Here is an 18,725-nt window from a genome sequence, read left to right as displayed (position 1 = left end):
TGTAACAGCCCCCTGCCTGACACAAGGATAGTCGGCCCGGCGTCCATTTGTCAGCTTGCGGTCGTCTGGCCCGGCAAAACGAGGTCCGGGTCGGCCTTCACGTTGTCGAATCGGCCGATTTGACTGACATCACGGGGCACCATTGCCGCCCGGATCAGCTTGCGACTGGAGTTGCCGGTATGCGGGAACACCGACTGGCCGGCTCGCCAGGTCACAGGCATGGCGGGCGTTCCGATACGCTGGTCCAACTCCCGCAACCGCTTGTACATGAAGCCGTATTCCGAATCGGAGTACTCCGGAACCATGAGGAAAAAGGTACTTGCGGAGTAACGGGCCAGGTAGACCGGCTCCGGGGCCAGTTGTTTCAGTGCCGCCGAGATCTCACGGAGCACACTGTTCATGGACTCTGCCCCGAGGCTTCCCGATAGCTCGCGGTAATTGGCGATATCCAGGTAGATCAGGGCGAAGGGGTGCTCCCGGGCATCCTCAAGGGCCAGAGTAGCCAGTAGCCGCTGTTCCAGGGCCGAGCGATTGGGCAGCCCGGTCGCTGCGTCCAGGAAGGCCATGCGGGCGACGCGCGCCTCTTTCTCGGCTTTCTGCTGGACCAGCTGCCGCTGTTGTTTGACGTCGAAAGCGGCGACAAACGCACTGACTGCCAGCAACGCAGCGCAGAACAGCGCCACCGGGATTCCCATCCAGTCTCCGCGCAGCCCGTTGTCAGCCGCCGGCAGTGCCCCCTCGGGGAAAGTCATGGCGAGCATCCCGGAGTAATGCATCCCGCAGATAGCCGCCGCCATGATCAGGGCAGCACCGAACCGGGCGGCAGACACCCGGCCGCCATGAAGATTACGGATTCTGCGGGACACCGCCAGAGCGGCAGCGGAGGCGGCCACCGCGATGAAAATCGAGATCGTCAGCCAGACGCCATCGATCAGCGGGGGCGCCGACATTCTCATGGCGTATATGCCCAGATAATGCATGATCACGATGCCCGCGGACATCATGACCACGGCGGCTGTGAACACGCCGGCACCGATCTTCTCACGACCAATGATGTGCAAAGCGATCCCCGAGGCGACAACCGCGGCCAGCCAGGACACCAGGGTCATCCCGGTATCATAGGTCACGGCGACCTCCATCGGCATCGCCCGCATGCCGACAAAATGCATGGTCCAGATACCGGTCCCCATCGCGAGGCCTCCGGTCAGCAGCCACTGCCGTCTTTTGCCCTGCTCGGCCGAACCAATCCTGGCCCCGAAGAAAAGTGCCGTGTAAGCAGCCAGTACAGCCACCACGTAAGAAGCAACCACAAGTGATAGATCATAATGCGTCATCATTGTCTGTACTCGTCTCTGTTCGTGTGTAAAGGCCGCCTGCAAGCCGGAGGATTTACGCGCAAACTGTGAACCGGCTCTCAAAAAAATGTATAGATATGTAACCAGACCCAACAGATCATCTCTTCGGAGGCGACTGACACGACCGCATTAACCCGTTATCCTCGAAGGCCGTACCCGTACATGGTTACGGCAGCGGTTGGGCAAGACGAGGAGAAGTGGATGGATATCGGCGACATGCGTCGTGATTTCGAAAGTGAGGGCCTGGACCGGGAGCATCTGGACGACAACCCTGTCCGGCAGTTCCAGCACTGGTTCGACGATGCCCGGGCAGCGGGGATACTGGAGCCGAACGCCATGTCTCTGGCGACCACCGGCACGGACGGCATGCCGGACCTGCGCACGGTCCTGCTCAAGTATTTCGATGAACAGGGATTTGTGTTCTATACCAATTACGGCAGTCGCAAGGCCCGGGAGATCGACGAAAATCCCCGCGCGGCCCTGCTGTTCCCGTGGATAGGCCTTAACCGGCAGGTACGGATCCAGGGCGCGGTGGAAAAGGTCAGCAAGGCCGAGTCCCTGCGCTACTTCGCCTCACGCCCCCGGGGTAGCCAGCTTGGCGCGTGGGTGTCGGAGCAGAGCAAGGCCATAACGTCCCGCGGTCTGCTGGAACAGAAGGTCGCCGAGATCAAACGCAAGTTTTCCGACGGTGAAGTCCCGCTGCCGAGTTTCTGGGGCGGTTATCGGGTGGTTCCGGAACGGATCGAATTCTGGCAGGGGCGCCCAAGCCGGCTTCATGATCGCTTCGAGTATGTGAGGGACGGCGATGGCTGGCTCATCCAAAGACTCCAACCGTGAACAGCTTTTGACCCCGATGCCGCAGATCTGGCTTTGCCACCAGACGCCGGGCGAAGACCCGGTGATTCCCGGATGGCTTACCGACTACGAACGGAAGACGGTCGCCAAGTTCGGCGGCCCCCGCAAACGGGAATACCTGACCAGCCGCTGGCTGATCAGGCAGGCCATCAGCCGGAGCAGTGGCGAACCACTCACCGGCTGCCGTCCGGTACCGGGCCGCCCGAACCGCTCCGAGCAGCCACCGGGCTTTTACCTGTCCCTGAGTCACAGCCATGGTCTCTCGGCCTGCGTGGCCAGCCCGGAGCCCGGTCTGGGGATCGACATCGAACCCTTGCAGCGGCACCCTCAATGGCACAAGGTGGTGAAACGCTGGTTTACACCGAGGGAACAGGATTGGCTGTTCCGGGCCGATGATCCACGCAACTTCCTGGTTACCTGGACCCTCAAGGAAGCCTGGCTGAAAGCCACTGGCCGCGGCATTGCCAACAACCTGCAGACCCTGGAGGTACTGGAGGGATTCGAACTGCAGGGTGACCAGAGCAAGGGCTACTGGTCGGCCAACTGTTACGAATGCGAGGGTTTCCTGGTGACACTGGTCTGGCAGCAATCCGAGGCAACCGATCTGCCCGTCTGGCCTGCCATCCAGCTGCTGCAACCGCCGGCCGAGGATTTCAGCCTGAGCGAGGCGAAAGGCCTGGACACCTCCTGGGAACCCCGGATCCGCCGCAACATTCATCCCCCAGTCGAGACCAGGTGAGAGGAGATATGACCGAATCCGGACGCTGCCCCTGGTGTGGAACCGACCCGCTCTATGTGCATTACCACGACACCGTCTGGGGCAGACCAGAATATGACGATCGGGCCCTGTTCGAGAAACTCTGTCTGGACGGCCAGCAGGCCGGTCTGAGCTGGATCACGATTCTGCGCAAACAGGACGGTTACCGCGCCGCCTATGACGGTTTCGACCCCGAACGGATTGTCCACTACGGCGAAGACAAAGTGGCGGAATTGCTGGCAGACCCCGGGATCATCCGCAATCGCCTGAAAGTGCAGTCGATCATCCGCAATGCCAGGGGGTATCTGGCACTGCGGGAACAGGGCCGGGATTTTGCCGATTTCCTGTGGTCATTTGTGGATGGTCAGCCCATCCAGAACCGGTGGCGCACGCTCGACGAAGTGCCCGTCACCACCCGCGAATCCGAGGCCATGTCGCGGGCTCTGAAAAAACAGGGGTTCACGTTCGTAGGTCCGACCATTGTCTACGCCTTCATGCAGGCAACCGGCATGGTCAACGACCACCTGACCGGCTGTCCGCAACATCACGAATGCGCGCGCCTGGCCCGATGATCCTGTCGCGCCGGGGGTGCGTAAATACCGGGGTAACACCAACTCCGGAGAGTCATTGTGAGAATCACGCTCGAAGAACTCAGGAACACCAACGGCCTGGTCATTGACCTGCTGGAAATTCTCTCGCTGGAAGGCCAGCAGTACATGGCCAGACTCGTGATCGGCGACCAGACCCTCCTGCTGTCCGATGCCAGGGCACAAACGGCCCTGTTCCGCAGTGCCTGGGAAATCCAGGACACCCTCGGATCGTTTCATATCCGGGAAACCCACGTGGTGCATCCGTCCGCCTACCACGAGATGGTTGGCATGCCATCGACCGGCATCGAACCCATGAGAATCAGGATCCAGAGGCAGCAGCAGTGATTTCTGTGGCACGTCTTGCGATACTGGTGGGGATCGCCGGGCTGATTCCCTTCATCGCCGGTACCACCGGTCTGTTCCTGATGCCCGGAAACAGCGTGGCGATCCTGGCCTATTTCTATCTCTACAGCGCCGGCATCCTTGCGTTCATGGCAGGCATCTACTGGCCCATCTCCATGCAACTGGAGAACCGCTGCTACCCGCTGTCGCCACCGGTTACCATGCTCCTGAGCCAGGCCTTTTTCGTGACGGCCGGCATTGGCCTCCTGCTACCGACGCCGGCGCAGGTGGTGCTTTACACCCTGACCTACCTGGCCCTCTATCTGGTGGACGCCCGCTGGATGAAGGTCTATTGGCCGGCGTGGTACCGGCGGATGCGGCTGGTGCTCACTCTGGTCGTTCTGGTGTGTCAGGTAACGGTGGGCGCCTGGTTCTTCCTTCTGCACGGCGCCTGAGTTCAGGCGCCCGCTTCCGTTTCGCCGGAACCAAACCGGCTTTGCAGCTTCCTCAGCGCAGCTTTCTCGATCTGGCGGACCCGCTCCCGGCTGATACCCAGAGCATCGGAAATCACCTGCAAGGTCTCCGGGTCGGGCAGACCGAGGCCGAATCGGCGCGTCAGTATCTCCCGCTCCCGTTCACTGAGCTCACTCAGCATCCTGCGCAGTTCACTGCGCCGGTCGCGCTGGAACATCGGATGATCCGGAGCCATCTGCTCTCCGGCCGGCAGTGCATCCGCCATGGTCGCCGAGCCATCCTCCAGGATCGGGATATCGGTGGACACCTCCCGGGACGCCAGAGCCCGCAACTCACCGATCCTCGACGGCGTCGCCTCCATCGCCCTGGCCAGCTCGGACTGTGACGGTGTGCGCCCGAGCTGCTGATGCAGACCGAGCGACACCTTCTGGAGTTGGCGGATTTCGTCCACGACATTTTCCGGCGTGTGAACCACCCGCGTTCCGCGCTGCAGACAGCGTTTCACTTCCTCGCTGATCCACCAATAGGCATAGGTAGAGAAACGAAAGCCTTTGGTGGGATCAAACCGTTCCACCGCCTTGATCAGCCCGACATTGGCATCCTGAATCAGGTCCGGCATGGGAATCCCGTGCTGGTTGTACCTTCGGGCGATATGCACGGCCAGGCGCAGGTTGCTCTGGATCAGCTTGCGACGGCAGGCCATCGCCAGATGGTAAGCCCGACGGCAACGGGTCGAGAAGGCGCAGGCATCGCCGAGACTGCCGATCACCTCGCGAAAGGTCTGCGGTGTGGATTCCGGCAACCCCAGTTCGGTGCTGACAACCCGGAAGCACAGGGACAGTTTTCGGGACAGTCGACGTTCCTGAACGTCTGACATGATCTGATAACGGGACGCATCCCTGAAGTACAGCCCGACCAGGGAATCCCTTTCACCATCGTTGGGCAGAGTCGGAGACGGTCCCAGCCTGTCATCTTTTCGCATGGCTATGGTACCGGTCTGGGTCAGAATGTTCGTCAGGAGATACGTTTTGCGCGGAATGGCGGATTGGCGCTGTAGGGGTAAATGCGGAATCCGGCAGTCAGTGGGGCCAGGGGGATGGGAAGTCAGACGGTGAAGGTGATCGGCCGCGCCCGGCCATGAGAACTCACCAGGGGTGAGCCGGCCGACCGGGCGCCCGATCTGGAGGCAAGACGTCCTCCATTACCTGCGAGCGGAGCGACCGGTTCCACCCGCGGGTAATCCTTTACTCGATGGATGCCGCCACAATGGCGTATTCGTGGTTGTGAGGCTCGATCAGGGCCGCGTGCAGGGCACTGATGGACTTCTTGTAGTCGTCCTCATCCACAACGAACTGTATATCCACCTGACGCATGCACTGGTGAATTGCCAGCACACTGATGTCCTCATCTGACAGCGACTTGACCGACCGGGCCAGGATGCCCGGAATCTTCATGTCGCTGCCGATCGCGGATACCAGCGCCACCTTGCGGGTATTGATCTCGGCATTGGGGAATTCTTCCTTCAATGCCTTGACCACACGCTTGACGTGCTTGAGCGTGCTGTCCACGTAGTGGGTGATGGTGTTGGCGTTGGTGTCCTTGGACATGAACCGCACCTTGAAGCGGCTAAGGACGTCCAGGATCTTCCGATCAGAACCCGGCTCACCCTGCATATCCTGGTCGAACACCTGGATAGCAAACACGCCCTTGGCCCCGGCAATGATTTCCACCTGCGGCGTTTCACTGATGTAATCACCGGTAATCAGGGTGCCGGTATGCTCCGGTTCGAACGTGTTCATCACCCTCAGCGGAATCTCGTTCTGGCGCAAGCCCTTGCCCGCTTTCGGGTGAATGGCTTCCATCCCGAGGTTGGCCAGCTGATCGGCCACATCGTAGTTGGTCCGCCCCAGGGGGACGACCTTGTCTTCGCCCACAATGTTCGGGTCGGCGGAGCTCAGGTGGTATTCCTTGTGAATGATGGCTTCACGGGCGTTGGTAATCACCGCCACCCGGCTGAAGGTCATCTCGCTGTAGCCGCGGTCGAAGGTCCGCATCAGGCCTTCCTTGCACTGGGCATAGCCGGTGCAGATCGGCAGCTCGCGGGTCAGGTCAACGGCATCAAAAGCCTGTTTGAGCTTCTCGTCCAGCGGCAGCAGCTCGCTGTCACGCCAGCCGGTCAGATCCACAAACCGGGCGTTGATGCCTTCCTGCTGGAGCTTCAGCGCGGTATTGAAGGCGCTGTGGGCCTCGCCGATACCCGCCAGCATCTCACGGACGGTCAGCAGGTGCTCCTCCAGCTGGAACTGGCCGTAGGAACACAACCGCTGCAGGTCGATCAGGCAGCCGCGAACACCCTCGATACGATCGGTGATGAACTGGTCCGCCTGTTGCTTGAGCATGGGGTCCTCAAAAAGCTCACCGTTGATATCGGTGAGGAACTTCACCAGTTTGGTGAGGTCATCGCCCCAGGCCCAGTCGGACTCCGCATCCGCAAACAGCGCATACACGCCCGGCTCGCCGGTCTTCTTGTGCTCGAGCAGCTCGTTGGTTACGCCACCGTAGGCGGACACCACGAAGATGCGCTGGTAGAGGTCGTCCTTGCTGCGATTGCCAATAATGATATTGTCGCGAACGGCCTCGTAGTTGCTCATGGAAGTACCGCCGATCTTTTCGACGGTATGTTGTGCAGATGTCATAGGTTTGCCTTCGCTATCGTGCAGAATGAATGTCCCGGAAGTGCGGGCGCCTTACGACGCCTCGCTGACTCCTTCCTGCATGATCTCGTCAACACTTTCCGCCAGCAGGGCAGCACCTTTTTTCAGGTCCTCCTCACTGGTAGTCAACGGCATCAGGCACTTGATGACTTCGTCGTTCGGGCCACTGGTCTCGATGATCAGGCCTCGTTCGAAGGCGCGCTTGGTGATCGGCCCCGTGAGATCCGCATCCTTCGCCTCGATACCACGCATCAGACCCCGGCCTTTCATCTTGAACTCACCCGGGTACTTGTCGCAGATAGCCTGCAGGGCATCACCAAGAACCTTGGACTTCGCTTTTACTTCCTTGGCAAAGGCGTCGTCTTTCCAGTAGGTCTCGACTGCGGTGCGAGCGGTGATGAACGCCATGTTGTTACCACGGAAAGTACCGTTGTGCTCGCCCGGATCCCAGACGTCCAGCTCCGGCTTGAACAGCACCAGCGCCATCGGCAGGCCGTAGCCGCTCAGGGACTTGGACACGGTCACGATGTCCGGCTTGATACCGGCAAACTCAAAGCTGAAGAACTCACCGGTCCGGCCGTTACCCGCCTGGATATCGTCCAGAATCAGCAGGATGTCGTGCTTCTTGCACAGCTCGGACAGACCTTTCAGCCATTCGGCACGGGCCGCATTCAGACCGCCTTCACCCTGGACCGCCTCAACGATCACGGCCGCCGGCAGCTCAACACCGGAGGAGCTGTCGGACAGCACCTTGTCCATGATTTCCAGGGTGTCCACGTCCTCGCCCAGGTAGCCGTCGTAGAACATGAAGTCGACGTTGCCGAGCGGGGTGCCAACACCACCACGGTGGTGAACGTTACCGGTCGCGGCCACCGCGCCCATGGTGACACCGTGGAAACCGTTGGTGAACGAAATGATGCCGGTGCGGCCTTTGACCTTACGAGCCAGCTTCATGGCCGCTTCCACACAGTTGGTACCGGTCGGACCGGTGAACTGCATCTTGTAGTCCAGGCCGCGGGGCTCAAGGATGTACTTCTTGTAGGACTCGATGAAGTCGTGCTTGGCGGTGGTGAACAGGTCCAGCCCCTGGCTCACGCCGTCCGCCTCGATGTACTCGAGCAGCGCTTTCTTGAGGATGTCGTTGTTGTGGCCGTAGTTCAGGGAACCGGCACCGGCCAGAAAATCCAGGTATTCCTTGCCATCCTCGGTGTACAGATGTGCGTTCTTGGCACGGTTAAAAATCACCGGAAAGGCACGGGAATAAACACGTACTTCAGATTCGGTCGACTTGAAAATTTCCATTGTCTTGCCTCTTAGCATTTCAGGTTCGAGGTAGATGCGCGGGGACCTGTCGGTTAATACATTTCGGTCGCGACAAGCCCACCGTGCGTTGGTTTAAGCCTTGGTGGCAGACCTACCTCGGGTGGTCTGCCGGCTAGTCCAATTCACAGTCAGTCATTCACGATGAGAGATCGTGAGACCGGGGCTCTCAGACAGGCTTCGTGAAAGGTCCGATGCGCAGCAGGAACTCGGAGTCGTGCTTGCCACCGAAGTGTTTCTCTTTCTCGAAGTGCTCGTGGTAGGTGAGCTCGGCTCCCATATCACGGGCGAACGAACGGAACAGCGCCCATGAGGCCTCGTTGTCCTCGGTGATGGTCGTCTCCATGTGGGTGACGTCTTTGCATGCATCACGGGAAACGATCTCTTTCAGCATCCGCTTGGCGAGGCCCTGTCCACGACCTTTCTCGTGAACCGCCACCTGCCAGACAAACACGGTCTCGGGCTGTTGGGGAGGGATGTATCCGGAGATAAAGCCGACCAGATCGCCTTCCTTCTCCGCGGCCACGCCGGTCTCGGCAAAGTGGCTGCACTGCAACAGGTTGCAGTAAATCGAGTTGGGGTCCAGCGGCGGGCACTCGGCCACCAGCTGGTGGAGCCTGTAGCCATCATCCTTCGTAGGTGTGCGAAGACTGATGGCGGTGGTATTCGAACCTTCTGATGTCATAACGTGATCAATTCGCTTCTAAAAGTTAGTGCTGAATTATATAGACCACAAAATATATTTCAAGTTGCGGCCAAATTGTCCACGACAAGACGCCCGTCCCGACGTTTTAAGAATAGACCGAATTGAAGCAATCGCCAGTGACAATCGGATTAAAAACCGGAAGGAAAAATGACATCCCCGGGCTCCAGGGCGGTGCCGTTGACAAGGCGATTCCGGTAGGACGCTTCCGCATCGGAACCGCGCGGCCAGAGCGTGTCAAACCGGGCCAGCCAGCCCGCCAGGTCAAAGGCAACGGGAAGTAATGAGAAGTGCAGCCCCCGCCGCTCCAGCGACGCCACTGGCTCAACGGAGGGCCTGACTGCGCTGATGCGGGTGATCAGCCCCCGGGAGTCGCCCTTCAGGTTCCCCATGCCGGCCGAGCCATTGTTGACCACCAGCCGCGCCTGCTTTTCCACCAGCCCCGACCAGAGTACCGGCAGGCAGGTGTGGGTGCAGACGATGGCGTCGGCACCACTGAGCTTGAACCATTCCGACAGAGTCGCTTCGTTTCCTTCAGCAAAAGCCTCGTGGGCCAAACCCCAACCCGCCAGCGATTCGGGATCTCCGTGCAGCACCAAAACCTTTAGGCCTCCAAAGATCAGGCAGCGATACCGGGGCAGATCAGCCAGCTGCCTCCGGATATCGGGGCAGGCTGAGGTCACCGCCCGGAGCCGTTCGATAATCCGGTTTGAGCGCTCGACCACACCCTGATCGACAAACTCCGGGTAGGCACAGCCGCAACCGGCTCCCGGGCTCGGGTTCGCCAGCTCATACTCCACATTGCCCAGGCTGGCCGTATACCCAAGCACCCGCTCGTTCACTTCCCGGAACAGCTCGTCACTGGCGTTGAACCAGTTGAAATCCCCGTTGAACACCAGTTGCACGCGACGGCCCTCTCGCTCTTCCGCGCGGGCCATGCGCTCAATCTCGTCCAGTGCGAGGACGTTGCCATAGAGCCCGCCGATCACATACAGCACATCCGCCGAACTCTCACCGGCTTGCCGGCAGAGGTCGGCGGGAGCGTACCGGTAAGCCAGGGGGCAACTGCGACCTTCCTCCGCCATGATTCAGGCCTCACCCGCGGCCAGCGAACGCCCAGCGAGGCGCCGCAACGCCAGTGGCACGAAGAACCCGGCGGAACAGATCAGGAAGCCCCAGGCGTTGACACCCAGCAGCATGGCGTATTTGCCTTCGCCGATGGCCCAGCTTGCCGGAATCAGGCCCATGGCAAGCAGCACACCCAACCCCAGTCCGGTCCAGAAGCTCAGGTGGAAACTCCAGGGCGACCAGCGGGTGAAACCGTAGAACAGGAAAACCGGCGCCAGGCCCATCACCATGGTGCCGGAGATCGTCGTGGCCTTCAGAATGTCGGTGCCGGCAAACATCGGCAGGTTACCAAGCAACGCAAAGACCACCATGACCACCGCGCCGACCCGCATGCTCGGCAGCCTGTCTCTGGTTCGCCGGGCCAGACGGGGCAGGTCCACCGCCAGGGATTTCGCCAACGAGGTGAACGTGGAATCCAGGGTAGAACCGGCCGAGGTCATCATTACCACGCTCATGAAGAACAGCGCCGCCAGCCCCAGTGACTGCCCCACGGCCGCCGGTGCATTGCCCAGGGCCTCGATACCGTTCAGCCGGGCGTGGACCCCCACCAGGCTGAAAATAAACACCGCCACAAAGCCCAGCAATCCGGCCACCACGAAGCTCCGGAGCATGGTCTTTTCCTTGTTCACGAAGCCCCGATCGGTGAGCACCGGATCATGGAAGGGGTAGCTGAACAGTTGCAGCAGGGCCACCAGAAGCAGGTCAAAACCCGCGTCAAGCCGGAATTCGCCATTACTCAGCAAGGCGCTGGTGTCGTTGGCCGGAATGATCAGGAACAGCACCGCCCCGACAAAGAACACGAAGACGAACGCCTGGATGACATCCGTAAAGATCGACGAGCGCAGCCCGCCTTTGAGGCTGTAGGCCAGCGTAAACACGGTGAACAGCATCGCCGCCGCGTAGTATTCCCACTCCCCGGGCAGCCCGAAGTAACCGCCCACGACCGCGGTGTTGCTCCACACTTCGTTATAGAGCCGGATCAGAATCGCCGCCGCAAACGCCAGGCTGGCCAAACGGCCGAAGCGGGAGGTCAGGAAGTCCTGCAGACTCCGGGCCCCGGTCTGGGTCCGAATCAGGTAGATCACATAACCCGCCACCGGGATCGACAACCAGTAACTGGCATAGGCCAGGCCACCCACAACGCCGTAGGCGGCCCCCAGGTTTGCGGCATTGGTGACCGACTTGGCAAAGATCCAGCTGATAAAAATACTGGCTGTCAGTGACCACTGACCCACCGGGTTACCCTGGTCATCAGCGCCCTTGTAGAACGAGTTCGCGTTTTTGCTCTTCGGCGACAGTACGTACATCACTACGCCGTATACCAGGAGGAATCCCCAGAACAGGGAGGCTTCAGTAAAGTTCATCTTTCTTTCCGGTCTGTTGTTTGATTGGTCCGGGGCTCTTTCCGGTGGCTTTTATACTGGTGGCATCGGCGCTGGCACAGGCTGCCAACTCCCGGCTACCAGTCCGACAAGAGAACTAACCCGGAGCCGAGCAGCTAGCCCCAAACCGATAACAGGAAAAACACCGGTGATGCCGCAACATGATCCGCTCATCCATGCTCTCGGCCAGAGACCCGCCCAGGTCATACTGCGGGTCGTCATCCACCAGCGTGCAGGCGTAGACCCGCACTGCATCCTCTTTCTTCACCAGCATCCGGGTATAGGTACACATGAAATGCGCGCGCGATTCCCGGGTCGGATACTTCTCCATGCAGGTCTCGGTAATCTCCGGACTGCCATCCTCGGAACCGGGCGTGCCCAGGTCCGGAAACGCGGTGAACGCCAGGTTTTCGGGAATATCCCATTCCCGGAAAATCTCCCGGAACGCCGCTTCGACCTCCGAGGGAATCTCCTCCGGGTCGGTCTGGCGGGCAATGGACACCTTGAAGCCCTGCTCGATCAGCCAGCGAATGCCCTCCAGGGCCTGATCGAAGCTACCCTCGCCACGATCCTTGTCGTGCCGTGCCCGGTCCGGGAAATCGAGGCTGACACGGAAGTGGATCGGGTAGGGGTTGTCCAGCAGCGGGAGTACCTGATGCCGTCGCTTCAGCAAAGGCTCGGTCGCGTTGGTGAGCACAAAGCAGGGCCGGTGCTGGCTGGCGTAGTCCAGGATGTTAACGAAGTCCCGGATGACAAAGGGCTCGCCCCCGGTGAACGAGAACTGCTCCACGCCCATGTCAATGGCTTCATGGATAAACGGCTTCACATCGTTCAGTTTCATGCCGGGAATGCGTCCGTCGCCGGGGTGGGAACCCTCCAGGCAAAACGGACAGGCCAGGTTGCAGGCCGTGCCGGTGTGAATCCAGAGCTCCCTCAACCTGTCCGAGTCAATATAGCCCCGGGGATCGCCATTGCGGGTATGGGTCCAGCTGTCGAACGCCCTGGGTTCGAGCACTTCCACGGCCGGAATGCGTTTACTGCGGGCCGGTCGGGTTTCGGTCAGGGGCATAGGTGCTCCTTGAGATTTTTTTGGTATTTGGCACAGACACGGGTTCGGCAGCGATGTTACAGCTGTCGTTTTCAGCCCGTCGTCACTTCTTTGCGTTTCTCCTGCTCGCCGTGGCCTTTACCACGACGCCAGCCATGCAATTTTTCCAACAGTTTCAGAATCCGTTCCGGTGCATGGGTACGTTTCCACTCACCAGCGGCGTATTTGGCGGACTCGTTCCAGGTCGGGTAGGGGTGGATCGTACCCAGGATCTTGTTCAGTCCGAGTCCATGCTTCATGGCCAGGGTGAACTCCGCCAGAATCTCACCGGCGTGGGCGCCGACAACCACCGCACCGAGTATCTTGTCCTTACCCGGCGGCGTAAGCACCTTGATAAAGCCATAGTCCTCGCTCTCGGCGATCGCCCTGTCCAGGTCATCCAGGCCATAACGGGTAACCTCAAAGGCGATACCCCTCTCTGTGGCCTCGGCTTCGCTGAGCCCCACCCGCGCCACCTCCGGTGAGGTGAAGGTCACCCAGGGCATCACCCGATAGTCCACCCGGAAACGCCTGAACTGGCCGAACAGCCCGTTCACCGCGGCATACCAGGCCTGGTGGGCCGCGGCATGGGTGAACTGGTAGGGCCCGGCCACGTCGCCACAGGCGAACACGTTCGGATACCGCAGACTCATGTCCTCATCCACGGGCACGGTGCCATTGGGCAGGGTGTCCACACCAATTCGTTCCAGGTTCAGGCCGGCCGTATTGGCGACGCGACCAACGGCCACCAGCACCTGGTCAAAGGGGATCCGGACACGTTCTTCCCCATGCTCACAGTAGGCGACCTTTTCACCCTCTTCGGTGCGGAACTCCACGGCAGAGTGATTCAGCCGTACATCGATACCGTCGGCCTGGAACCGTTTCAGGATCACCGATGCAACATCGGCATCTTCCTTCGGCAGCAGGCGCTCACCCCTTTCCACCTGGATCACTTTGCAGCCCAGGCGGGCAAACGCATGGGCCAGTTCGGAGCCGATCGGGCCGCCACCAAGCACCAGCAACCGTTCCGGCTGCTCCTGCAGGTTCCACAGATTCTCCGAGGTCAGCGGCTGCATGTTGTCCAGACCGGGAATCGGCGGCATGGCCGGCTTGCCACCAGTGGCAACGACGATACTCCGGGCCGTCAGTCGCTCGCTGCGACCATCACTGTGTTTTACTTCCAGCTCCCAGGGAGATACGAAACTCGCCTCACCGGAGATGCAATCCACACCCAGTTTACGGTAACGCTCGGGAGAATCGTGGGGCTCCACCCTGGCAATCACATCCTTGACACGGCTCATGATGCTCCTGAATGAGCCTGTCACCGGCACCGAATCAAGGCCGTAACGGTTGGCATGGCGCAACGTGTCGGCGGCCTTGGCGCTGCGGATCAACGCCTTGGACGGGACACAACCGGTGTTGAGGCAGTCGCCCCCCATCTTGTGCTTCTCGATCAGCGCGACTTTTGCCCTGACCGCCGCCGCAATGTAGGCAGAGACCAGACCCGCGGAACCGCCACCAATGACCAGCAGGTTATAGTCAAAATGCGCGGGTTTCCGCCAGCCGGCATAAACCCGACGCCGGCGGATAAAGCCCACGACAAACTTTGCGATCAACGGGAACAATCCGAGCAGGGCAAAGGACAACAGCAGATCGGCGGAGACGATATCGGCAGTGGACTGAATCTGCCCGAGCTGGGTGCCGGCATTCACGTAAACAAAGGTTCCCGGCAACATCGCAAGCCAGCTCACCAGAGCGTAGGTGCGCAGTTTCATGCCTGTCAGGCCCATGGCCAGATTGATCAGGAAAAACGGAAATACCGGCACAAGACGGAGTGTTGCCAGGTAGAACACGCCATCTTTCTCAATGCCACGATCAATCTTCCCGATGGTGGCCCTGTATTTGCTCAGCAGCGTGTCTCGCAGCAGGAAACGGGCAATCAGAAACGCCAGCGATGCGCCTGCCGTTGAGGCGATGGAAACGGTGATCAGACCATACCAGTTACCAAAAAACGCCCCGCCCGCCAGCGTCATGACCGCTGCCCCGGGTAACGAAAGAGCGGTCACAAACACGTAGGCGATTCCGTATATCCCGAGCGCAAACACAAGGTGCTCGCTGATCCACTGCTCCAGGGCCAACCGATTCGTTTTCAGGGCGTCCAGCGTAAGCCACTCATTCCCACCCAGGCCCCAGAATATGGCGATCGCCACAACGATCGTTCCGATAAGGACCAGTTTGCCAGTGTTCATCACTTTCTCCATGAATGGTGTGTCTGTAGGCTGAACACCCCAAGCGCCAATATGTTACATGCGAGGCGGTTCACATCATCAAGCCTACCTCATACCTACGCCATAATTTGTCACAGAGTTCTATATATTCAGTAAACCCGCGATAACTGCGACAGCCGGGATTCCGGTTCAGGCTCCGACATCTCTCGCCCAGTCGTGGGCCTGGCGCTGCCCTCTGGTGTGGATTACACTTTTTGAGTGTTCACTCAACTTTCAGGAACTTCTCCTTTCATCCCGGGACTATCAAGCATAAATCAACGAAGACGGGGCACGGGAACCATGGGCATGCCAGTCAGGGACGGTTCGGAACAAGACCTCATCATGTTACTGAAAGCGCAGGATGATCAGGCATTTCATGAAGCGGTCTCAACCTATACGCCAGGCATGCTGGCGGTCGCACGGTTCTACCTCGATCCTTCAACAGCTGAGGAGGTGGTCCAGGACTGCTGGGTAACGGTCGTTGATGCGATCGGGAAATTCGAGGGCCGCTCCGGCCTGAAAACCTGGTTGCACCGTATCGTCGCCAACCGGTGCAAGAACAAGCTCCGTTCAGGCAAGCGGGAAGTGGCGACTGATTTCTCTGAAAGCCTGGAGCCGGAGCTTGCCGAGCGTTTCAATGCCACCGGACGCTGGGATGTTCCGCCCAGGCTGCAGTTTCACGAATCCGCCGATACCCTGATGGAGAACGGCGCCCTGAGCGATTGCCTGGACAAACACCTGTCGGCCCTGCCGGAAACCCAGCGCTCGGCCCTGATACTTTACGAAGCCCACCAGCACAAATCCGAGGATGTCTGTAACATTCTGGACGTCAGTGCCTCTAACCTTCGTGTACTTTTGCACCGTGCACGGCAGAAGATCTTTCTTATGGTGGAAACCTTCCAGGAGACAGGCGAATGCTAATGTGCCGGGACCTGGCCGTAATAGCCAGCGACTACATCGATGGCGAACTCACCGGCCGGCAGAACCTGTCTGTGAAGATGCACCTGATGATGTGCAAGGCCTGCCGGACGTTTATCGGTAACCTGCGCGCCAGCACCGAGCTGATGCAGGCGCATTCCTCCGGCCATCCGAATGAGGATCTGCTGCGCCGGATCGATCAGCAGGTGGCAGAGGCGCTCAGGACGCGAAAATCCCGAAGCGGTGATCAGGAATGAGGAACGGCCTTAGCGCGCCGGAAATGCCTCAGAGGATGTCATCAATAGCCTTCTCCCGGCTAACCGGGAGACTCGCCAGTTCGGGCATACGAAGTTCAGTCATTGCCTGCTATCTCCTTTCCGCGCGGCTCCGGACGTTTCCGGAAGCCGCGCTCGTCCAACGGATCTGCGCCTCAGGCAGCGGCATCTGCCAATCGTTTCCCGGCACTGACTGAACAGGGATTCTTGGTCGCGCACGGATTCTTCGTCGCGCAGGGATTTTTGCCGGCGCACGGATTACAGGCACCGCATTTACCTCCCTTCAGGGCACAGGGATTCGCTGCAAGTTGTTTCTGGACCTTCGCCATGTATGCCGTGAGCGCCGCCAGCTCTTCTCCGCTCCAGTCCAGAGGCTGTGCCGCCATGGGCTGAACCATGCAGACCTGGATCATCTCGTCCAGATGCACCGATTCCATACCAAACATATCCCGGGCCATGGCTACGGAGTGCGGATAGGCCTTGGCAAAGGTGGCGTTGTAGCCAGCACCATCGTTATGGCAACTGGCGCAGGACAGGCCGTTACTGCTGAGAGAGGTGTCGTTGAACAATTTCTTACCCAGCGCCATCAGCTTGCAGGGATTCCCCTCATAAGGTTGATAGTCGGCAGGTCGGGTGACCCTTTGGGCGGCACAGGGATTGGGCCTGGCCCCACACTTGCCTGCGGCCGCACAGGGGCTACAGCTTTTGGTGGCACAAGGATTACAGCCCTTGCCGGCACAGGGGTTCTTTACGGCGCAGGGATTTTTGGTGGCACAAGGATTCTTCGCAGCGCACGGATTGCACCCGGCTTTACAGCCGGCCCTGCAAACCTGCCCCGCCTTGCAACTGTTCTTGCACGGAGAACAGGGACTACAGGCTGCAGCTGCGAGCCCGCCGGTGCCCAGCATGGCCGACATGAGGGCCGCAGACCACCAGGTGGCACGGCGATGTTCGAACGACGTCCGAATCGCTTTTCTCAGAGGGTGTATTGTGGACATGGTCTCTCTCCCTGATCATGGAATTACACGTTGGAGCCTTCGGAGCCCGCCACCGCCGGGAAAGGCGGTCAGGTAAGAGACACATGAGTTCCGGAACTATTACATCGATCCGGAAAATCTATCGTCATGTGCATCACGAAGCCTTTGTACCTTCGCCCTCAACCTTGCCGTCCAGATGCAGCCAACGGGCCAGCCGTGAATGGGGGCGCTGGCGAAGATACAGGGGCAGGGTACTCATGATCACAAGGATCATGGCTGCGGCGACCACCGTCAGCACGGGGTTGAGTTCGAAGCTGTGGCCGAGCCCGGCAAAAACGAAGGTCATTGGCAACATGCCCAGAGCGGTCGCCAAGGCGTAGCGCCAGAGCTGGATGGCCGTGACGCCGGCGGCGTAACTGATCAGGGCGAAGGAAAACAGGGGAATCAGGCGGGTCAGCAACACCGCAACAAACAGAAACCGCTGGGACCCCCGCGCCGAGAACACCGGGTTGTGGTCCAGCTTGCGCTGCACTGCTTCCCGTCCGAGGATCCGCGCCAGGTAAAAGGCGATGAGGGAGCCGGCAAGCGCCCCGGCCACCGCAATCGCCGTACCGGTGAACATGCCATAGACCAGACCGGCAGCGGCACTGATGGGCAGAGTGGGAATCGGCCCGACAACCACGGCAAGAATCATCATCAGCATCAGGAACAAAGGCCCGTGCACGCCCTGATGTATCAGCCAGTCTGACAGGGCTGCGGGCGCCAGACTGGCGGGCATGCCCAGCTGCCGAAGCATCAGCCAGATAGCGGCCATCAGTAACGCAACGATGGTCAGGAAGGAAAGACGGAAAAGCCACTGTGAACGGATCATCGGGGTATTCTACCCGTCACAGGGGCATCGGGAAGGTAAAAGAACGCTGGCAGGCCGTATGGCGCCAACCACACGGCCTGAACCGGCCGGTTTACTGCTTCTTGCTCCAGGCAAACTTCTGGAACGGCTCATCAACCGGCGTCTGGGCAATGTGGTTGATGTAGTTGCTCATGGTCTTCTGGGACAGGGTCAGAATAACGTCCAGCACCTGCCGGTGACCGTACCCGGCGTTGAAGAAAGCATCCAGGTCTTGCTGGCTGACGTTCCCCTGCTTGCGCATCACCGCCAGGGTGAAGTCACGAAGCGCTTCGAGCTTTTCGTTCGGAAGCGGCGTTTCGTTACGCAGCGGCTCAATGATGTCGTCGGACACCTCCATCATCTTGGCGATGCCGGTATGTGCCGGCACGCAGTAATGGCAGGCATTCTCGACATTGATGGTCTGCCAGACCACGGTTTTCTCGTCGTTATCGAAACTGCTGTCCAACACCAGCTGGTGCAGCGTCTGGTAGGCCTCCAGAACCTGGGGGGATTCAGCCATTACCGCGTGCAGGCCCGGAATCATGCCGAAACCTTTTTGCGACTTCTCCAGGAGTGGCTTGGCGCCTTCCGGAGCAGATTCGATGTCATGCAACTTGAAATCAGCCATGGTTTATCTCCGTTATTGAATGTTTGCTCAACAACGCAGAAGCTAACTGTTATTGAACAATCAC

At 59.8% G+C, this 18,725-nt stretch carries 19 protein-coding genes; 7 read left to right on the top strand and 12 right to left on the bottom strand.

Going from position 1 to position 18,725, the window contains the following annotated elements; genetic code table 11:
• Nucleotides 1-50: 50 nt before the first annotated feature.
• Nucleotides 51-1,337, bottom strand: a complete 1,287-nt coding sequence (locus tag MD273_RS11985) for an MHYT domain-containing protein (RefSeq protein WP_239038025.1) — start codon at nt 1,335-1,337, stop codon at nt 51-53.
• Nucleotides 1,338-1,556: 219 nt separating this feature from the next.
• Here MD273_RS11985 and pdxH point away from each other — a divergent pair, with 219 nt between their 5' ends.
• Genes pdxH through MD273_RS11960 form a run of 5 tightly spaced genes read left to right on the top strand, consistent with a single transcriptional unit; the run spans nt 1,557 to nt 4,354 of the window.
• The gene (pdxH, locus tag MD273_RS11980) at nt 1,557-2,192 is read left to right on the top strand and encodes a pyridoxamine 5'-phosphate oxidase (RefSeq protein ID WP_239038024.1); all 636 of its coding nucleotides are present in this window, start codon (nt 1,557-1,559) and stop codon (nt 2,190-2,192) included.
• Nucleotides 2,161-2,949: a 4'-phosphopantetheinyl transferase family protein gene (locus tag MD273_RS11975; RefSeq protein WP_239038023.1), complete on the top strand. Its 789-nt coding sequence runs from the start codon at nt 2,161-2,163 to the stop codon at nt 2,947-2,949. Before pdxH ends, MD273_RS11975 begins: the two co-directional genes overlap by 32 nt.
• An 8-nt stretch (nt 2,950-2,957) precedes the next feature.
• On the top strand, nt 2,958-3,539 hold the full coding sequence (locus MD273_RS11970) for a DNA-3-methyladenine glycosylase I (RefSeq protein WP_239038022.1): 582 nt from the start codon (nt 2,958-2,960) through the stop codon (nt 3,537-3,539).
• 57 nt (nt 3,540-3,596) lie between these two features.
• Nucleotides 3,597-3,902 (top strand): DUF6482 family protein, encoded by a 306-nt coding sequence (locus tag MD273_RS11965; RefSeq protein WP_239038021.1) that lies wholly within the window; start codon nt 3,597-3,599, stop codon nt 3,900-3,902.
• Complete coding sequence (locus tag MD273_RS11960; protein WP_239038020.1) at nt 3,899-4,354, top strand: DUF3429 domain-containing protein; 456 nt, start codon at nt 3,899-3,901, stop codon at nt 4,352-4,354. The genes MD273_RS11965 and MD273_RS11960 overlap by 4 nt, the downstream gene beginning before the upstream one ends.
• A 2-nt stretch (nt 4,355-4,356) precedes the next feature.
• On the opposite strand, the gene MD273_RS11955 is transcribed toward MD273_RS11960, so the two are convergent.
• From MD273_RS11955 to MD273_RS11920, 8 genes are all read right to left on the bottom strand, one after another.
• Complete coding sequence (locus MD273_RS11955; RefSeq protein ID WP_239038019.1) at nt 4,357-5,355, bottom strand: sigma-70 family RNA polymerase sigma factor; 999 nt, start codon at nt 5,353-5,355, stop codon at nt 4,357-4,359.
• Between the two features lie 262 nt (nt 5,356-5,617).
• Nucleotides 5,618-7,069 (bottom strand): aspartate kinase, encoded by a 1,452-nt coding sequence (locus tag MD273_RS11950; protein ID WP_239038018.1) that lies wholly within the window; start codon nt 7,067-7,069, stop codon nt 5,618-5,620.
• A 51-nt stretch (nt 7,070-7,120) separates the two neighbouring features.
• Nucleotides 7,121-8,389 (bottom strand): diaminobutyrate--2-oxoglutarate transaminase, encoded by a 1,269-nt coding sequence (ectB, locus tag MD273_RS11945; protein WP_239038017.1) that lies wholly within the window; start codon nt 8,387-8,389, stop codon nt 7,121-7,123.
• 187 nt (nt 8,390-8,576) lie between these two features.
• Complete coding sequence (gene ectA / locus MD273_RS11940; protein WP_091998752.1) at nt 8,577-9,092, bottom strand: diaminobutyrate acetyltransferase; 516 nt, start codon at nt 9,090-9,092, stop codon at nt 8,577-8,579.
• Between the two features lie 149 nt (nt 9,093-9,241).
• Entirely contained in the window at nt 9,242-10,195 is a 954-nt protein-coding gene (locus tag MD273_RS11935) for a metallophosphoesterase family protein (RefSeq protein WP_239038016.1), read from the bottom strand.
• A gap of 3 nt (nt 10,196-10,198) precedes the next feature.
• Complete coding sequence (locus MD273_RS11930) at nt 10,199-11,602, bottom strand: sodium:solute symporter family transporter (RefSeq protein ID WP_239038015.1); 1,404 nt, start codon at nt 11,600-11,602, stop codon at nt 10,199-10,201.
• A gap of 115 nt (nt 11,603-11,717) precedes the next feature.
• The gene (locus MD273_RS11925; RefSeq protein ID WP_239038014.1) at nt 11,718-12,689 is read right to left on the bottom strand and encodes a radical SAM protein; all 972 of its coding nucleotides are present in this window, start codon (nt 12,687-12,689) and stop codon (nt 11,718-11,720) included.
• 71 nt (nt 12,690-12,760) lie between these two features.
• Nucleotides 12,761-14,956 carry a dihydrolipoyl dehydrogenase family protein gene (locus tag MD273_RS11920; protein WP_239038013.1) on the bottom strand — a complete coding sequence of 732 codons (2,196 nt, stop codon included), beginning with the start codon at nt 14,954-14,956 and terminating at the stop codon, nt 12,761-12,763.
• 324 nt (nt 14,957-15,280) lie between these two features.
• On the opposite strand from MD273_RS11920, the gene MD273_RS11915 reads away from it, so the two are divergent.
• Complete coding sequence (locus MD273_RS11915) at nt 15,281-15,895, top strand: RNA polymerase sigma factor (RefSeq protein ID WP_239038012.1); 615 nt, start codon at nt 15,281-15,283, stop codon at nt 15,893-15,895.
• On the top strand, nt 15,889-16,149 hold the full coding sequence (locus tag MD273_RS11910) for a zf-HC2 domain-containing protein (protein WP_239038011.1): 261 nt from the start codon (nt 15,889-15,891) through the stop codon (nt 16,147-16,149). The genes MD273_RS11915 and MD273_RS11910 overlap by 7 nt, the downstream gene beginning before the upstream one ends.
• 173 nt (nt 16,150-16,322) lie before the next feature.
• Here the strand turns inward: MD273_RS11910 and MD273_RS11905 are convergent, their stop codons facing one another.
• The 3 genes from MD273_RS11905 to MD273_RS11895 all read right to left on the bottom strand — a co-directional run bounded on the left by MD273_RS11905 (nt 16,323) and on the right by MD273_RS11895 (nt 18,661).
• Nucleotides 16,323-16,754, bottom strand: coding sequence for a cytochrome c peroxidase (locus MD273_RS11905; protein ID WP_239038010.1), 432 nt, complete (start codon nt 16,752-16,754; stop codon nt 16,323-16,325).
• A 544-nt stretch (nt 16,755-17,298) separates the two neighbouring features.
• Nucleotides 17,299-18,015, bottom strand: coding sequence for a TVP38/TMEM64 family protein (locus tag MD273_RS11900; protein ID WP_239038009.1), 717 nt, complete (start codon nt 18,013-18,015; stop codon nt 17,299-17,301).
• Between the two features lie 91 nt (nt 18,016-18,106).
• The gene (locus tag MD273_RS11895) at nt 18,107-18,661 is read right to left on the bottom strand and encodes a carboxymuconolactone decarboxylase family protein (RefSeq protein WP_239038008.1); all 555 of its coding nucleotides are present in this window, start codon (nt 18,659-18,661) and stop codon (nt 18,107-18,109) included.
• Nucleotides 18,662-18,725 lie beyond the last annotated feature (64 nt).

This window comes from Marinobacter sp. C7 (genome assembly GCF_022343555.1).
Classification (GTDB): Bacteria; Pseudomonadota; Gammaproteobacteria; order Pseudomonadales; family Oleiphilaceae; genus Marinobacter.
The sequence above is the reverse complement of the archived record's forward strand: the minus strand, read 5'-3'. Positions and strand labels throughout refer to the sequence as shown.

What these genes read in the sequence shown, in the direction of transcription:
- MD273_RS11985 (WP_239038025.1), bottom strand. Translation starts at nt 1,337, where the DNA reads ATGATGACGCATTATGATCTATCACTTGTGGTTGCTTCTTACGTGGTG.
- MD273_RS11975 (WP_239038023.1), top strand. Translation starts at nt 2,161, where the DNA reads ATGGCTGGCTCATCCAAAGACTCCAACCGTGAACAGCTTTTGACCCCG.
- MD273_RS11910 (WP_239038011.1), top strand. Translation starts at nt 15,889, where the DNA reads ATGCTAATGTGCCGGGACCTGGCCGTAATAGCCAGCGACTACATCGAT.
- pdxH (WP_239038024.1), top strand. Translation starts at nt 1,557, where the DNA reads ATGGATATCGGCGACATGCGTCGTGATTTCGAAAGTGAGGGCCTGGAC.
- MD273_RS11920 (WP_239038013.1), bottom strand. Translation starts at nt 14,956, where the DNA reads ATGAACACTGGCAAACTGGTCCTTATCGGAACGATCGTTGTGGCGATC.
- MD273_RS11955 (WP_239038019.1), bottom strand. Translation starts at nt 5,355, where the DNA reads ATGCGAAAAGATGACAGGCTGGGACCGTCTCCGACTCTGCCCAACGAT.
- MD273_RS11915 (WP_239038012.1), top strand. Translation starts at nt 15,281, where the DNA reads ATGCCAGTCAGGGACGGTTCGGAACAAGACCTCATCATGTTACTGAAA.
- MD273_RS11935 (WP_239038016.1), bottom strand. Translation starts at nt 10,195, where the DNA reads ATGGCGGAGGAAGGTCGCAGTTGCCCCCTGGCTTACCGGTACGCTCCC.
- ectB (WP_239038017.1), bottom strand. Translation starts at nt 8,389, where the DNA reads ATGGAAATTTTCAAGTCGACCGAATCTGAAGTACGTGTTTATTCCCGT.
- MD273_RS11950 (WP_239038018.1), bottom strand. Translation starts at nt 7,069, where the DNA reads ATGACATCTGCACAACATACCGTCGAAAAGATCGGCGGTACTTCCATG.
- MD273_RS11925 (WP_239038014.1), bottom strand. Translation starts at nt 12,689, where the DNA reads ATGCCCCTGACCGAAACCCGACCGGCCCGCAGTAAACGCATTCCGGCC.
- MD273_RS11970 (WP_239038022.1), top strand. Translation starts at nt 2,958, where the DNA reads ATGACCGAATCCGGACGCTGCCCCTGGTGTGGAACCGACCCGCTCTAT.
- MD273_RS11900 (WP_239038009.1), bottom strand. Translation starts at nt 18,015, where the DNA reads ATGATCCGTTCACAGTGGCTTTTCCGTCTTTCCTTCCTGACCATCGTT.
- MD273_RS11905 (WP_239038010.1), bottom strand. Translation starts at nt 16,754, where the DNA reads ATGGCGCTGGGTAAGAAATTGTTCAACGACACCTCTCTCAGCAGTAAC.
- MD273_RS11930 (WP_239038015.1), bottom strand. Translation starts at nt 11,602, where the DNA reads ATGAACTTTACTGAAGCCTCCCTGTTCTGGGGATTCCTCCTGGTATAC.
- ectA (WP_091998752.1), bottom strand. Translation starts at nt 9,092, where the DNA reads ATGACATCAGAAGGTTCGAATACCACCGCCATCAGTCTTCGCACACCT.
- MD273_RS11895 (WP_239038008.1), bottom strand. Translation starts at nt 18,661, where the DNA reads ATGGCTGATTTCAAGTTGCATGACATCGAATCTGCTCCGGAAGGCGCC.